This window comes from Serratia quinivorans (genome assembly GCF_052113645.1).
Lineage (GTDB): Bacteria > Pseudomonadota > Gammaproteobacteria > Enterobacterales > Enterobacteriaceae > Serratia > Serratia quinivorans_B.
Genome location: NZ_JBIEIU010000008.1, coordinates 49,956 through 65,564, shown reverse-complemented (window position 1 = coordinate 65,564; position 15,609 = coordinate 49,956). Strand labels below are relative to the sequence as shown.

Sequence of the window (15,609 nt, the reverse complement as noted above, 5' to 3'; positions counted from 1 at the left end):
ATTAAAAGGCGATAGCCGCAGTGGTTGCAGCTATCGTTGACGCACTTTTCTCAGGCGGTAACGCGCGGGACGGTTTTGGCGAATAATCTCAGGGCCAGGCCGCCTGCGGCCGTCAGCGTAGCCAGTGCCACCACGCCAGGCCAACCGGCGCTTTCCAGGATCTTGCTGCCCATAGCGGCACCGCTTGCCATACCGATAAACACCAGGGTGAACATGATGGCATTAAGCCGACTGCGTGCGGCCGGGTTGATGGCGTAAATAATGGTCTGATGCGCGACCAGCGTGGCCTGGATACCGAGATCGAAACCGATAGCACTCAGGGCAATCAACGCCAACTGAGCGGGGAGCGGCAGCAATGGCAGCAGGAACATCAGGGCGAATGACACCACCACTGTGGCGGCACCCATTTTAGTGACGTAATCCGGTCCGTGACGATCGGCCAACATGCCTGCCAAGGGGGCAGCCAATGCACCCGCCGCGCCAGCCAGGCCAAAAGCACCGGCGACTGCGCTGCCTAGCTGATAACGTTCCGCCAGCATCACTGCAAGTGTGGACCAAAAAGCACTGAAGGCTATCGACAGCAAGCCTTGTGCCAACGCGGCACGCCGTAGCTCCGGATATTCTGCCCATAAATGGCCTAAAGAACGCAACAGCGCCGGATAGCTGAGCGTGGTGTTGGGCTTTAAACGTGGTAATACGGCCCCGATAGCGAAACTGATCGCCAGCACCGCCACGGCCGCCAACTGATAAACGCTGCGCCATCCGAAATATTCCGCGACCACCCCACTGAAAACACGCGAGAGCAAAATGCCCGCCAGCAGCCCGGTCATGACGGTACCTACTGTTTTGCCTCGGTTAGCGTCGGTAGCCAGCGTTGCGGCCGCAGGGATAATGTCCTGCGCCACCGTGGCGGCTAAACCGATCGCCAGACTGCTGAGCAACAGCAGCGGGAATGATGATGAAAAACCGCAAAGCAGCAGGGTGAGCGCCAGCAGTACACCTTTTATGCGGATGATTTGGCGGCGATCGTGGCGATCACCCAATGGGGCCAACAGCAAGATCCCTAACGCGTAGCCTGCCTGAGTCAGCGTAGGCACCCAACCGGTGTCACTCACTCCGGCATGGAACGCATCGCCCATAATGCCCAGCATTGGCTGGCTGTAGTAAATGGATGCCACGCTAAGACCGGCACCGCTCGCCAGCAAAAAGACAACTTTGGCGGAAAGGGCATTGGTCGGTGTGGCACCGGTGTTATTGGGTGATGAAATCAGACTCATGGTGGTTATCTCGAAGACATAAAGTGTGCTTATTTTTGGCTGGATCTGCCGCAAACTGTAGTCCCCATACAGGTAAAACTGTTATACATAATACGTATGAATAAAAACTTATTTCCCAACGGCGATCGCATAGCCATGCTGCAAACTTTGGTGCGTATCGTAGACAGCGGCAGCCTCTCAGCGGCCGCAGTGCAAATGCAGACTTCCCAACCCACTGTTAGTCGGCGGCTCCAGGTGTTGGAACAACTACTGGGTGTTAAATTAATCCAGCGCACCACTCACAGCATGAAGCTGACGGATGACGGCGAACGTTGTTATCAACATGCGCGCAAGCTGATAGAGCAGTGGCAAATCATAGAGGATGAGCTGCGTGGCGTGCGCGATGAGCCGGTCGGCGTATTACGGGTACGTGCGCCGCATGCTTTCGGCCAAGATCAGTTGATTGGGCCGTTGGGCGACTATTTGCAACGTTATCGCCAGACCAGCGTGGAGTGGACACTCAACGACCACTCGCCTGATTTCATTCCTGAAGGCGTGGATTGCGCGATCCACGTTGGAGCCGTGACCGATCCTTCTGTGGTGGCGGTATTACTGGCGGAAGTGCCGCGTATTGTGGTGGCGGCACCGAGCTTATTAGCAGGTCATGATCCTCTGAAGCAGATCGGTGATTTAGCGCAGTTACCCTGGTTGGCGTTGAATAGCTTTTATCGTAACGAAGTCACCTTGACCCATCGTGATAGCGGTGAAGCCTGTCGTTTTGATATCGCGCCCAGATTAAGCACCGACAGTCTTTATGCGGTGCGTAAAGCTGCGTTGAACGGCGTAGGGATAGCGATGTTGTCATCCTGGGTGGTCAAGCAGGATCTGGAACAGGGCACTCTTATCCCTCTAATGCCGGCATGGCGTGCAGCCCCTTTACCGATTTATCTGCTTTATCCGTATGCCAGCTATTACCCGGCACGGTTGCGTAAATTCCTTGAGATGATGAAAGAGGTGATGCCACGCATCACCGGCGCAACTGCACCAACGGCTTAAATAGGCCGTACAGCGCAATGGCATGAAATCACCTTGAATAAGAATTATTTTCTTTTGCATCTTACCAATGATGCATTTGGCTGCTTTAATGACGGACTAAATTCAAGTTTGTGATCGGCGGAGTAACATGATGTTCTCTCGTTTTTCAACGCTGGCCCGCATTCCCAAGGGTGTCTGGGTGCTTGGCGGTGTCAGTTTATTAATGGATGTCTCTTCGGAAATGATCCACAGCCTGCTGCCCTTGTTTATGGTGACTACCCTGGGTGTCAGCGTCGTGGTGATTGGTTTGATTGAAGGCCTGGCGGAAGCCACTGCGTTAATCATCAAGGTGTTTTCCGGCGTACTCAGCGATTACATTGGCAAGCGCAAAGGGTTGGCGCTGCTGGGGTATGGGTTGGGGGCCATCAGCAAACCTTTTTTTGCTATCGCCAGTTCATCCGGCGTCATTATGGGTGCCCGTTTGCTGGACCGTGTGGGTAAGGGGATCCGTGGCGCACCCCGTGATGCGTTGGTGGCGGATGTTACGCCGGCGGAGATCCGCGGTGCCGCGTTTGGATTACGCCAATCGCTGGATACCGTCGGCGCCTTTTTGGGGCCGCTGTTGGCCGTTGGGTTGATGCTGCTGTGGCACGATGATTTTCGGGCCATTTTTTGGGTCGCGGTGATCCCGGGCGTGCTGGCCATCGCGCTGCTGTTTTTCGGCCTGCAGGAGCCCAAGGCACCGATTGAGCATAAGCGCAGCAATCCGATAACCCGCGCGAACCTGCGGCGGCTGGGGAAAGCCTATTGGTGGGTGGTCGGCCTGGGGGCGGTATTTACGCTCGCCCGTTTCAGCGAGGCATTTCTGGTGCTGCGCGCACAACAAATGGATATCCCGCTGGCCTTGATCCCGCTGGTGATGGTGGCGATGAACTTACTCTATGCCTTATCCGCCTATCCGTTTGGCAAACTTTCGGATCGCATGAGCCACAGCACCATGCTGCAAGCCGGTTTAGTGGTGCTGATTGCGGCGGATATCGTCCTGGCCGTCAGCCAGCATTGGGCCGGCATCTTGTTCGGGGTGGCACTGTGGGGCGTGCATATGGGGATGACTCAGGGCCTGTTGGCCGCCATGATCGCCCATACCGCACCGGCTGATCTGCGCGGGACCGCCTACGGTATGTTTAATCTGATGAGCGGGGTGGCGCTGTTGCTGGCGAGCCTGGGGGCCGGTCTACTCTGGGAAACCTGGGGCGCGGCTTCCACTTTCTATGCCGGTGCAGCCATTTGTGTGATCACTTTGTTGGGGATGCGGCTGGCACCCGTGGCGTACAAAAATACCTGACAGCGGAATGGGTCGTTGGCGGGGCCATATACAGCGTAAATCTGAAGTGCAGGTGAGCTTATTCAACCTGATTGGCGGGGGTATCTGTTTGATAATCGAAACAACAGTGACCGTCCTTTTCAATCGAGAGAATCGCCATGCACTTTACTCAAGCCATTGCCAGACTCCCTGCCGACAGCTGCGGCAGGGGCCAGACCACGGCCCAACTGGGCGCACCGGATATCGCGGCCACCGGCCGTCAGTTTTTGGCCTATGTGGACACCTTGCTGCGCCTGGGCCTGAAAGTGATCGTGTTACCGGCGGCCCCGGTATTTCCTGACGCACACTTTGTTGAAGATACGGCGGTCGTGATGCCGGAACTGGCGGTGATCACCCATCCAGGCGCACCCAGCCGCCAGGGCGAGGTCGCCACCATTGCGCCGCTGTTTGAAGGCGAACGTCCGGTGGTGCGCATGAGCGAGCGCGGTCATCTTGACGGAGGTGACGTGCTGCTGGTCGATCGCCAGTTTTTCGTCGGTCTGACCGCCCGTACCGATGAGGTTGGCATTGGCGAGTTCGCCGCGGCGGTAGAACCCTATGGTTATCGGGTGACCGCCATAGAAGTCAGCGCCGGTCTGCACCTGAAATCTATCGTGAACTACGTTGGCCGCAACACCCTGTTGCTGACAGAAGACTACCAACACCATCCTGCCTTCAGCGGTTTTAGTTCGATCGTCATACCCGAGGCGGAGTCCTATGCCGGGAATACGCTGTGGATCAACGATACGCTGATTACCCCGCAGGGCTACCCGCATACGCTCGCGCAAATCGAAAAGTTGGGTATGCCGATCGTTCAGCTCGACACCAGCGAATTCAAAAAAATGGACGGCGGCCTGACCTGCCTGTCACTTCGTTTCTAGCAGCGACTTTTACCGGGGATCTCAGCCATGAAAAAAACATTAGTGGTATTACTGACCAGCCTGGCGTTGGGCGGCCCTGCGGCGGCTCAGGCCTTCGACACCATCAGCTTTGGCGTTGACGGCGGCTATCCACCGTTTGACGTGCTCGCGCCCAACGGTGATATCACCGGTTTCGATATCGACATTGCCAATGCGTTGTGTACTCAGCTGCATGCCAAATGCGTGTTCGTCAAACAACCCTTCGAAAGCATGATCGCCGCGCTCAACGCCCATAAATTCGATGCCATTATCGCTTCGCTGACCATCACCGATGAACGCAAAAAAGAGGTGGATTTTACCGATCGCTATTACCGCAGTTCTGCCCAATTGGTGGCGCGCAAGGGCAGCGCTTTACTGCCTGACGTCGCCAACCTGAAAGGCAAAACCGTCGGCGTGCAGACCGGCTCGATACATGAGGCCTACGCGAAGCAACACTGGGGCGGCAAAGGGGTGAAAATTGTCTCTTACGCCAACCAGGATAATGTCTATCTGGACCTGATGTCCGGGCGCATTAACGCGTCGTTGCAGGACAATACCCAAGCCGCCAGCAGCTTTATCGATACCCCGCGTGGGCAGAAATTCGCCTTTGCCGGGCCGGTGATCGAAGACAGCAGCATTTCCTCCGACGTCGGCATCGCGGTGGGCAAAGACAACCCGGCGCTGCGCGATGCGCTTAACGGCGCTATCAAGGCCATTCGCGCCGACGGCACCTATGCCGCCATCCAGAAAAAATACTTCAGCTTCGATATCTACGGGAACTGAACCGGCGAGCTAACGCCGGCAGGCCCGGCATTCACTCAAGTATGGGAGGCCGGGAATGGTCACAGAGTATTTGCCGTTGCTGGCGCATGGTGCGGCGCTGTCGTTGTGCGTGATGTTGCTCTCGCTGGCGGTGGCACTGGCGCTCGGGCTGATCAATGCGTTGATCAAACTGTTTGGGCCGCGCTGGTTACGCTGGATTTCGACCGGCTACACCACGCTGGTGCGGGGCATCCCTGAGCTGGTGATTATGCTGCTGCTGTTTTTTGGCGGCGAGATGCTGGTCAACGGGTTCCTTGGCCTGCTGGGGCTGGGCCCGCTGCGCTTTAACACCTTTATCTCCGGGGTGCTGGCGATTGGCTTCGTGTTCGGCGCTTACTATACCGAAACCTTCCGTGGCGCGTTTCTAACCGTGGAACGCGGCCAGTTGGAGGCCGCCATGGCCTATGGCATGCGTCCGGGCCAGGTGTTTCGCCGTGTTCTGCTGCCACAAATGCTGAGCTTCGCGATCCCCGGCATCAACAATAACTGGCTGGGGCTGATGAAGGCTTCGGCGCTGGTGTCGATCCTCGGGCTTGAGGACATGGTGTGGCTGGCCGAGCAGGCAGGGCGCGCAACGCAAAAACCTTTTTTGTTTTATTTCCTGGTGGCGCTGATTTATATGGCGATCACCGCGATATCCAGTTGGGGATTTAGCCGGCTGTCACGCCGTTATGCCCTGGCGTCCTCCAACGCGGGGGCGCGCTGATGAACCTGCAAAATATGCTCGAGGCCGCACCGAGCTTTTTGTGGAGCGACGGCTCGGAGCTTACCGGGTTGGCAATGACCGCCAAATTGTTCTTGCTGTCGGTGGTCCCCGGTTTAGCGCTGGCGATGCTGATGGCGATTGGTCAGGTTTATGGCCCGCGCCCGGTGTCTTGCCTGATCCGCAGTGTGACCTATTTTTTCCGCAGTACGCCGCTGTACCTGCAACTGATGCTGATTTACTACGGCCTGTCGCAGTTTGACGTGGTGCAATTGGGCTGGCAGAACGACCAACCTTTCTGGCTGCTGTTTCGTGACGCCACTTTCTGCGCCACGCTGGCGTTGGTGCTCAATACCAGCGCCTACGTCGCGCAACTGCTCGCCGGCATGATGGAAACCTTTCCGCGCCAGGAGTGGGTAGCCGGGGAAGCCTATGGCATGAGTCAGTGGCAGATCATCCGCAGGTTGGTGTTGCCGGCCACGCTGCGGCGCGGCATTCCTGCGCTCAATAACGAGATGGTGTTTTTGCTGCATGCCACCTCGCTGGCCAGCACCGTGACGCTGCTGGATATCACCGGGGTGGCCCGCGCGCTTTATGCCGCCACCTATTCGCCCTTTATTCCGTTTCTGATGGCGGCGGCGCTGTATCTGCTTTGTACCTTCCTGCTGATATTCCTGTTTTCACGGGCGGAGCGACGCTGGTTGGCATTTATCCGGCGCGATTGAGGCGGTTCAGGAACGTTTGATGGCTTGCAGCTCGGTCAGCGTGACGATTTTATCCACCCGAAACTTTTTGCTGGTCAGCCAGCTGTCGGCCAGCAACCGGTAGTTTTCCATGCTGCGGCAACCAATACGCACCAGAAAATCGAAGTTGCCGCTGACCAGCCAGCAATCCAGCACTTCCGGGGTATTACGCATCTCCTGTTCGAACGCCGGTTGAGAATGACCGTGATCGGCCAGCGCGATCTGCGCCTGGATCACGAACGCATGTTCCGGCTCCGGCAGTTCGATAATGGCGCTGTAGCCACGGATAATGCCGTCACGCTCCAGTCCCCGGACTCGCTCCTGACAAGGGCGGGCGGTCAGGTTGACTTGCTCGGACAGCTTCTGATAGGAAATGCGGCCATCCCGGCACAGTATTTCAAGGATTTTTTTGTCGATGCGATCAAGCCGGGCTTTCTTTTCCACAGATAGGGCGTCCAATGAAAAGTAAACATCATAAGTTACCTGAACATACCCTGTCGGCAAGCGCCTTTTGTCATCCTGGCGGCCGAAGGGATGAAGATTGCCGGTAAGACCGCCTACGCGGGCGGCGGTGAGTTGGCGTCCTCTTTAATTTGATTTCATGGATCCAAATCTGGCTAATTGTTAATAAAAATTAATCATTTTGAAACTTTAATGTCATTTAAATAGATTAAAAAAATTAACTATAAATACAGCGAAAACTTAGAGGCAGTGTGATGAATAACTATTTATTACAAGGGAATGTGATTAAGCTAATGCCGCTGAACTACCCTCGCCATGAGGATGTTGGGAGCGGTTCATGGAGTATTATAAATTGCAGTACGTTGATTTTGCAGAATGGCATACGCTCAGGGGTAAATTACGATACATTTATGAGGAATGTAGAGGGTGCTTTAAAAACGAACAGAACTTCAGTTTTGAAACACCGCTTGAGTGCCTATGTCGATAACATAATGTTTGCTAACGAAAACAAGAGCAGCAACAAGGATTTCTTGGCTTTTTCTTCTTTAGATAAGATACTCGTTGATATTTTAAGGGACGATGATAGTTTCATGAGTTTTATTGTTTCCATGGGGCTTAAATTCAGCACTGAAAATGGCGTAAGGACAGTGAGCGTCAGGACGGTCCCTGAATCAGATGGAAGTTATACGGAGTTTTTGGACGTTCAGCATTTGTCATCAGAACTAAGAAAGTTAAGGCTGTTTATTTTAAATAATTATACAGACAATAAACTTTTTTGTTCAATTATCGCATCGGTTTTCTTTATGCATATTCATCCCTTGCATGACGGGAACGGCCGTGTATCTAGAGTGTTATTCAATTTGATATTAGGTAGAGATATAAATAACTATATTCCGATGACAGAACTTTGTCACGTTGCCAGAAGTGGGTACGTTCTAAGTTTAAGGGAGGCGTTTTTGTTTTCAGAGTGGGACTCAGTTATTATGTTTTATTGTAAGTGCATAGATATTATCCATGAAAATATAGCTGAGTAACATGTCTAGCATGTGAATAAATGATCGCATGCTATACATCTTACTTTAATTTAAAAAAGGAGCTTACATGCTGAATGAAAGAGATCTTTTATTGATTAAAACAACAACCATGACGGATACTCAGGTTGATAAAATCGACCCGACACTGGGTTACAGCAGATTTATTAAGCGCTAAAACTAAAAGCATAGTGGGGGCCCCCGCTATGCTTTGTGGTATGTGAAAAAGGATGCCGAATGAAAAGTTTTTTGTTTATAATAAGATACTTTAAAAGTACATCCAGTTTGTCGGCCAAGGGAAAGTTTTTTGTCATTATAGCCATTTCGCTTCTGTCTACAGTTTTAATATCAGTACAGCCTGTTATCATGGCAAAGATAATCGGCGGAATTGAAAGTGAATCCGTTGATTTTAAGTTTATAATATATGTACTAGCGCTTGGTTACATTGTCGTAATGAGCTTAAGGAAACTCACATCCGCTCTGAATTTTATTCTCATCACCTCTTTAAGAAATAACTTGGTCATCAGTATGACAAATGATTACTTCAAAAGCTTGTTTTATAATACTGATGCTATAAAAATCCATGAAAACACCGGAGACATCACTCAGCGGCTGAATCAGGCTATAGATGAACTCACCGTATTGTTAAGAAATATCTCTCATAACTTTATCCCACCGCTGTTGCAGTTAATTATCAGCGTGGCTTTCATTGTCATGTCTGGTGACTACATTGTTGCGATGCTGTTTACGCTGTATTTTTTACTGTATTTCATCATCAAGGGGGCTTTTAACCCAAAGATTGTTGGGCTATATAACGATTTCTACAACACCTCAGTAAAGAAATACAGTCTAATCACCGATAGCGTCAAGAATATGGGAGCGGCTAAAGTATGTAACTCTTATGACTACCTGTTTGGCCGCTATGAGGCCTTGCTTAATAAAATCGAAACAAAACATGAAAACTTGCTAAAGGAAGATATGCGTTTCCTGCTGGTCGAATCCGCCTGCAACATCCTTTTCTTTGGTTTGTCCTTCCTCTACTCTTTGTATCAGGTTATGAGTGGGAGTATCAGTATCGGCCATTTCGTGATGATTTCATCTTATATATTGTTGCTGTCTTCACCTTTGGAAAGCATGGGGTCAATGTATACTGCACTGCAGAAATCTACAGTGTCTCTTTACGGTTTTATTAGTGCCATGCCGATGGCTGTGGCGAGAGAAGCTGATTTAGAACAGATCAAGCCTGTCGATACAATGAAAATGAAAGACCTGGGTTTCTCTTATCAAGGTGAGGGGGGAGCTATCATCCATGACCTTAATCTTGAGATCGACAAAGGGCATTTTATCACCTTAACCGGACGTAGCGGTTCGGGAAAAAGTACGGTGGCTAAACTGTTAGCGGGAGAGGTTAAGCCAGAGCAGGGTGAGATCCTCATTAACAATAGGAATATTAATGAATTATCTTCGGATCAGCGGGCTGAGTTGATTTTCCATGTTTCACAAAATGACTATATTTTTATGGATACGTTGAGATTCAACCTAAAGATAGCCTGCCCGGAAGCTACGGATGAACAATTAGCCATGGCACTTAGGTTATCCAGGCTCGATGATCTGGTTAACGATGGGTGTGCTGATTTGCTGGATATGAGAATCGGTGACAATGGGGTAACGCTTTCTGGCGGCCAGCGTCAGCGGTTGTCTCTGGCACGCCTTTTTTTACGGACGCCCAGTATCATCATTCTTGATGAGGTGACATCAGCATTGGATGTGATCAATGAGAGAGGGATCATGCGCAATATTAAAACTTGCTATCCCAATGCCTTGATATTGAACATTAGCCATCGGAGTTCCACCTTCGATTTCTCGGATGAAATCCTCGTTATGGACAGTGGCCGTATCGTCGCCAGCGGTGACTTTGTGACCTTAAAAAACAAAAATGCCTATATTCAATCGATTCTGCGGCAAGAGGCGTTAAAGGAGGCCGGCTGAGGCAGAGCACGAACAAGACCGAAGCCGCCTGTCTCAGGCTGTTAGCGCTCTGGCGGGAAAGATGGCTTGCGGACCGCGGTCCATGTTAAATTTGTCCCAGGTAACTCTGTATCCCTGATGACAAAGAGAATTTAACATGAAGATCGGCTATTTCTTTCCCATTGCTATTATTGCTTCGGCCGTGGTCTTGTTGCTTTGGTTTATTGTTGGCGGCTATGCCAATCCAGGTAGTTGAACATCATCGATAACCCCTCCAGGCAAAAAAAATCAGGGTCTATGAAAACAGCCAAACCGCGCCGCCCGCACGGGCGATGGGTTTATTACATCCTGCATGAAGATATTCTGTGGCCTTGCCCGGTCAAATGGGAATGGGAAAGCAGTTACCATGCCTGGTTGCCTTTTTACTACTCGCCGACCCTGGAATTCGTTGCCGGCAACCCCGCCAAGGCGACAAAAATCACTAAAACCAAGCGTTAATCATGATTCTTGCTTAAGAAAATCAACGACGCCTGACGATATTAAATATTTGTTTTTAAACAAAACGCCGCATGCCTTGCTCTCAGGGTTCCAAGTAACTACATTAACAACTGTACTTCAACTCACCTGAGGAGATATGTCCTATGAAAGCTGCCGTAGTCACTAAAAGTCATAGTGTAGATATTCAGGAAAAACAGCTTCGTCCGCTGAAACACGGCGAAGCGGCACTCAAAATGGAGTGTTGTGGAGTTTGCCATACCGATCTTCATGTCAAGAATGGGGATTTTGGCGAAGTACCCGGGATTACTCTGGGTCATGAAGGGATCGGGGTGGTTACCGCGGTCGGTGAAGGGGTGACCTCGTTAAAAGTCGGCGATCGTACCAGCGTCGCCTGGTTCTATCAGGGATGCGGCCATTGCGAATATTGCGTCAACGGCAACGAAACTCTGTGTCGCTCGGTTAAAAACGCCGGTTACAGCGTCGATGGCGGCATGGCGGAAGAGTGCATCGTGGTGGCAGACTATGCGGTCAAGGTACCGGATGGTCTGGACTCCTTTGCTGCCAGCAGCATTACCTGCGCCGGGGTCACCACCTATAAAGCGGTGAAAATTTCCGACATCAAACCGGGGCAGTGGATCGCGATTTACGGTCTGGGTGGCTTGGGCAATCTGGCATTGCAGTACGCCAAGAACGTGTTCAACGCCAAAGTGATCGCCATTGACGTTAATCAGGGCCAGTTGGATTTCGCCAAAGAAATTGGTGCCGATCTGGTGATCAACTCCAAAACCGAAAACGCCGAAGAAATCATTCAGCAAAAAGTCGGTGGCGCTCACGCCGCCGTGGTCACTGCGGTGGCGCGTTCGGCCTTTAACTCCGCGGTGAATGCCGTACGCGCCGGGGGCAAGGTCGTGGCCGTGGGGCTACCGCCGGAGAGTATGGACCTGAGCATTCCACGCTTGGTACTGGACGGTATTCAGGTGGTGGGGTCACTGGTGGGCACCCGTGAAGACCTTAAAGAGGCTTTCCAGTTTGCCGCCGAGGGCAAAGTCACGCCGAAAGTGACCAAGCGGCCACTGGGTGACATCAACGCCATCTTCGAAGAGATGAAGTCGGGCACGATCCGTGGTCGTATGGTGATCGATCTGACCACCTCTTAATCCTGCGCAAATAATTAAGGCCACCGAGGTGGCCTTAGTTTTCAGTAACGCGAAAAAATCAAAACAGCCCGAGCGGTTTACTGTCGTAACTGACCAACAGGTTTTTCACCTGCTGGTAATGCGACAGCGCGACCTTGTGGGTTTCGCGGCCGACGCCGGAGTTTTTGTAACCACCGAAGGCGGCATGCGCGGGATAGAGGTGATAACAGTTGGTCCAGACACGTCCGGCCTTGATGGCGCGGCCCATGCGATAAGCGCGGTTAACGTCGCGGGTCCACAGACCGGCTCCCAGCCCGAATTCGCTGTCGTTGGCCAGGGCCAGCGCTTCGGCTTCGTCTTTGAAGGTGGTCACGCCGATCACCGGTCCGAAGATCTCTTCGCGGAAGAAACGCATGCTGTTATTACCGGTGATCAAGGTAGGTTGCAGGTAAAAACCGCTTTGCAACCCCTGTTCATGGCTGGCACGCTCGCCGCCGGCGATAATTTTTCCGCCTTCGTTTTTGGCAATCTCGATATAAGACAGAATTTTGTCGAACTGTTGCTGAGACGCCTGTGCGCCGATCATGGTGTCGGTATCAAAGGGGTCGCCCTGGCGAATAGTGGTGATACGCGCCAACACTTTTTCCATAAATTGTGGGTAAATCGACTCCTGGATCAGGGCGCGTGAAGGGCAGGTACAGACTTCACCCTGGTTAAAGAAGCCAAGAATCAACCCCTCAACGGCCTTGTCGATAAACTCAGGCTCGGCCTGCATGATGTCTTCAAAGAAGATGTTAGGCGATTTGCCGCCGAGCTCCACGGTACTGGGAATGATATTTTCCGCTGCGCAGGCCAGAATATGGCGGCCCACCGGGGTTGAACCGGTAAAGGCAATTTTGTCGATGCGTTTGCTGGTCGCCAATGCCTCGCCGGCTTCCTTACCAAACCCTTGCACCACATTGAGCACGCCCGGCGGCAGTAAATCGCCGATCACTTCCAGTAGCACGCAGATGCTGAGCGGGGTTTGCTCCGCCGGTTTGAGCACCACGCAGTTGCCGGCAGCCAACGCCGGGGCCAGTTTCCAGGCGGCCATCAACAGCGGGAAGTTCCAGGGAATAATCTGTCCAACCACGCCCAGCGGTTCGTAAATATGGTAGGCCACGGTGTTCTGATCGATTTCTGCGGCGGTGCCTTCCTGTGCACGCAGGCAACCGGCAAAGTAGCGGAAGTGGTCAATCGCCAGCGGGATATCCGCGTTCAGCGTTTCGCGGATCGGTTTGCCGTTGTCCCAGCTTTCGGTCAGCGCCAGCAATTCCAGTTTTGACTCCATACGATCGGCGATCGCCAGCAACAGGTTGGAACGCTCCTGAACACTGGCTTTTCCCCAGCTCTCGGCCGCGGCGTGGGCTGCATCCAGTGCCAGCTCGATATCTTTCGCATCGGAGCGTGGGAACTCGGCGACGGTCTGGCCTGTCATCGGGGAGGTGTCGGTGAAGTAGTTGCCTGAAACGGGTTCGACAAATTTGCCGCCAATGTAATTGCCGTAGCGTGGTTTGAAAGAAACCAGCGAACCAGGCAAACCGGGATGAACGTATTTCATGTAAACACCTCTCATGGGAACGAACTCTGTAGGGTAGGTGCCTGACTGCCGGCACCCTCACAGGAACCCTAAGCATGGCCTATGCCACATTGCGTTGGTACGCGGCCGGATAATAATAAAATATCTATATATCAAATAATTAATTCACAATAATATCTGTGTCAGCTAATAAAACTCATAGCGTATTATTCATTTCTCTTATTTTTTGTGTCCCATGTCGCAACGCATGAGACACATTCATGATACAAAAATGCAACACTTTATTGGCGGGAGAGGGGCATGTTGCATAAAGACCACACCACCCATGATGGCGATACCCTGTCTCTCTCTGGCCCCTTGTCTGAATCCTGGCGGCGCAGTCGGCACTATGGTCTTAACCGGGCCGACGATCTTGTCCCTTTGGTCCGGCCAGCCTTGCTCAATGAAGTCCGTGGACAAAACGGTTGGGTAGCGCAATTGGCGCGGCCGCTAATCGAGCGTCTGGGCAGTGAAATCAACCGGCAACCTTCCATTGTGGTGGTTTCCGATGCCAGCGGCCTGGTGTTGGAAACCTGCGGCAACAGCCATTTTTTGCGTAAGGCATCGCGCGTTTCTCTGGCTCCGGGCAATTTATGGGGTGAGCAGGAGCGCGGCACTAACGCTATTGGGACGGCACTGGCGATGGGCGGTTTGTGCGAGGTCAATGGCGACGAGCATTTCCTCAATCAGAATACGGGGCTTTATTGCTCTGCGGCACCGATTTACCGCCCCGACGGCCTGATCGCCGGAGTGTTGGATATCTCGACGCCGGCGCAACGTCCGTACGACGATGCCGGTTCGCTAATTCTCCAGGCCGTCAGGCACATCGAGCATCAGTGGGTGACAAGCTGCGTCACCGATCGACACTGGACGCTGCGCCTGCACAGCGACGCGCGGGTGCTCGGCAGCGCGCATGAGCTGATATTGGTGTTTCGCGATGAGGTGCTGACCGCCGCCAACCGGTTGGCGATGCAAGAATTTAACCTCAGCGCTGCGGCTTTTGGCTCGATGGAGTTCGCCACGTTGTTTCCGGACCTGTCCTGTCAGACACTGAACGCGCCGCGCCAAACTCTGGCGGTCAATAATCGTCACTATTATTCGCTGTTACAGATGCCGGAACGGCAATCGCAGTTCGTCAGGCCGCCGGTCCAGCCTTTTGATCGCGACGGTGCCGATCGGCAGAAAGCCTTGCGTATTTTGAATGCCGGGTTGGCGTTGTGCATCAGCGGCGAAACCGGCTGCGGCAAGGAGTATTTCAGCCAACGGCTGTTCGAAGAAAGTCATCGGCAGCAGGGCAATTTTGTGGCGATCAACTGTGCGGCGTTGCCGGAAAGCCTGATCGAATCCGAGCTTTTCGGTTATGCACCCGGTGCGTTTACCGGTGCCAACCCCAAAGGCTATGTCGGAAAAATCAGGGAGGCTGACGGTGGCGTGTTGTTCCTCGATGAGATTGGCGATATGCCATTGAGTTTACAAACCCGGCTGCTGCGGGTGCTGCAGGAAAAAACGGTCACGCCGCTCGGCAGCCGCATCAGCTATACGGTCGATTTTTCGCTGATCTGCGCCACCCATCAGGATCTGGCACAGCAGGTGGCGGCGGGGGCCTTCCGCGAAGATTTGCTATACCGCATTCAGGAATTCAGCCTGCGCATACTGCCGCTTCGCCAGCGGGCGCACGTTGACCGCTTTATCCTCACTCTGTGGCGTGAATTGGGTGCCGACTCGCGCGGCATCAGACTGGCACCGGACGCCGTCGCGGCATTGGCCGGTTATTCCTGGCCCGGCAATGTTCGGCAACTGCTGAGTACCTTGAAGGTGCTGCTGGCTTTGGCGGATGACGGCAACCTGATCAGGCATGAGGATCTGCCGGAGGCGTTTCAGGGCGAACCTGCGAACCCGGCAGCGTCGCAGACTTTACCGATGGCAATGCAGGAGGCTATTCGAAACGCCAGGGGCAATATCAGTCTGGCGGCAAAACGGTTAGGGATCTCGCGTAGTACGCTTTATCGCAAAATGGAGAAGCAGCGCCGCGCTAGCTGATAAACCAAGGCCCCGTTTCCAGGGCCCTGGCCCGG

The 15,609-nt window shown here is 53.1% G+C and carries 15 protein-coding genes; 12 read left to right on the top strand and 3 right to left on the bottom strand.

The genetic code is table 11. From position 1 onward, the window contains the following. Positions 1-50: 50 nt before the first annotated feature. On the bottom strand, positions 51-1,277 hold the full coding sequence (locus ACGS9J_RS15685) for an MFS transporter (protein WP_442231789.1): 1,227 nt from the start codon (positions 1,275-1,277) through the stop codon (positions 51-53). A gap of 96 nt (positions 1,278-1,373) precedes the next feature. Here ACGS9J_RS15685 and ACGS9J_RS15680 point away from each other — a divergent pair, with 96 nt between their 5' ends. The 6 genes from ACGS9J_RS15680 to ACGS9J_RS15655 all read left to right on the top strand — a co-directional run bounded on the left by ACGS9J_RS15680 (position 1,374) and on the right by ACGS9J_RS15655 (position 6,803). Then, complete coding sequence (locus ACGS9J_RS15680; RefSeq protein ID WP_442231788.1) at positions 1,374-2,312, top strand: LysR family transcriptional regulator; 939 nt, start codon at positions 1,374-1,376, stop codon at positions 2,310-2,312. 130 nt (positions 2,313-2,442) lie between these two features. Then, complete coding sequence (locus ACGS9J_RS15675) at positions 2,443-3,636, top strand: MFS transporter (RefSeq protein WP_442231982.1); 1,194 nt, start codon at positions 2,443-2,445, stop codon at positions 3,634-3,636. Positions 3,637-3,773: 137 nt separating this feature from the next. Then, the gene (locus ACGS9J_RS15670) at positions 3,774-4,535 is read left to right on the top strand and encodes a dimethylarginine dimethylaminohydrolase family protein (RefSeq protein WP_442231787.1); all 762 of its coding nucleotides are present in this window, start codon (positions 3,774-3,776) and stop codon (positions 4,533-4,535) included. Between the two features lie 27 nt (positions 4,536-4,562). Next, a complete protein-coding gene (locus ACGS9J_RS15665) occupies positions 4,563-5,336 on the top strand; it encodes an ABC transporter substrate-binding protein (protein WP_442231786.1) in 774 nt (257 codons plus the stop codon). Positions 5,337-5,391: 55 nt separating this feature from the next. Further along, a complete protein-coding gene (locus tag ACGS9J_RS15660; RefSeq protein ID WP_442231785.1) occupies positions 5,392-6,081 on the top strand; it encodes an ABC transporter permease in 690 nt (229 codons plus the stop codon). Then, positions 6,081-6,803 (top strand): ABC transporter permease, encoded by a 723-nt coding sequence (locus ACGS9J_RS15655; protein ID WP_442231784.1) that lies wholly within the window; start codon positions 6,081-6,083, stop codon positions 6,801-6,803. Before ACGS9J_RS15660 ends, ACGS9J_RS15655 begins: the two co-directional genes overlap by 1 nt. A 6-nt stretch (positions 6,804-6,809) precedes the next feature. Here ACGS9J_RS15655 and ACGS9J_RS15650 read toward each other — a convergent pair whose 3' ends face one another. After that, entirely contained in the window at positions 6,810-7,265 is a 456-nt protein-coding gene (locus ACGS9J_RS15650) for an Lrp/AsnC family transcriptional regulator (RefSeq protein WP_442231783.1), read from the bottom strand. Between the two features lie 272 nt (positions 7,266-7,537). Here ACGS9J_RS15650 and ACGS9J_RS15645 point away from each other — a divergent pair, with 272 nt between their 5' ends. The 5 genes from ACGS9J_RS15645 to adhP all read left to right on the top strand — a co-directional run bounded on the left by ACGS9J_RS15645 (position 7,538) and on the right by adhP (position 11,937). Next, a complete protein-coding gene (locus ACGS9J_RS15645; protein WP_442231782.1) occupies positions 7,538-8,317 on the top strand; it encodes a Fic family protein in 780 nt (259 codons plus the stop codon). 234 nt (positions 8,318-8,551) lie between these two features. Then, positions 8,552-10,303: an ATP-binding cassette domain-containing protein gene (locus ACGS9J_RS15640; protein WP_442231781.1), complete on the top strand. Its 1,752-nt coding sequence runs from the start codon at positions 8,552-8,554 to the stop codon at positions 10,301-10,303. A 136-nt stretch (positions 10,304-10,439) separates the two neighbouring features. Continuing rightward, positions 10,440-10,538, top strand: coding sequence for a YoaK family small membrane protein (locus ACGS9J_RS15635; RefSeq protein WP_442231780.1), 99 nt, complete (start codon positions 10,440-10,442; stop codon positions 10,536-10,538). A gap of 41 nt (positions 10,539-10,579) precedes the next feature. Next, the gene (locus ACGS9J_RS15630) at positions 10,580-10,780 is read left to right on the top strand and encodes a hypothetical protein (RefSeq protein WP_442231779.1); all 201 of its coding nucleotides are present in this window, start codon (positions 10,580-10,582) and stop codon (positions 10,778-10,780) included. Positions 10,781-10,923: 143 nt separating this feature from the next. Next, a complete protein-coding gene (gene adhP, locus ACGS9J_RS15625) occupies positions 10,924-11,937 on the top strand; it encodes an alcohol dehydrogenase AdhP (protein WP_442231778.1) in 1,014 nt (337 codons plus the stop codon). Between the two features lie 58 nt (positions 11,938-11,995). Here adhP and exaC read toward each other — a convergent pair whose 3' ends face one another. Next, a complete protein-coding gene (gene exaC / locus ACGS9J_RS15620) occupies positions 11,996-13,516 on the bottom strand; it encodes an acetaldehyde dehydrogenase ExaC (RefSeq protein ID WP_442231777.1) in 1,521 nt (506 codons plus the stop codon). Positions 13,517-13,795: 279 nt separating this feature from the next. Between exaC and ACGS9J_RS15615 the strand changes: the two genes are divergently transcribed. Continuing rightward, on the top strand, positions 13,796-15,574 hold the full coding sequence (locus ACGS9J_RS15615) for a sigma-54-dependent Fis family transcriptional regulator (RefSeq protein WP_442231776.1): 1,779 nt from the start codon (positions 13,796-13,798) through the stop codon (positions 15,572-15,574). Positions 15,575-15,609: the final 35 nt, after the last annotated feature.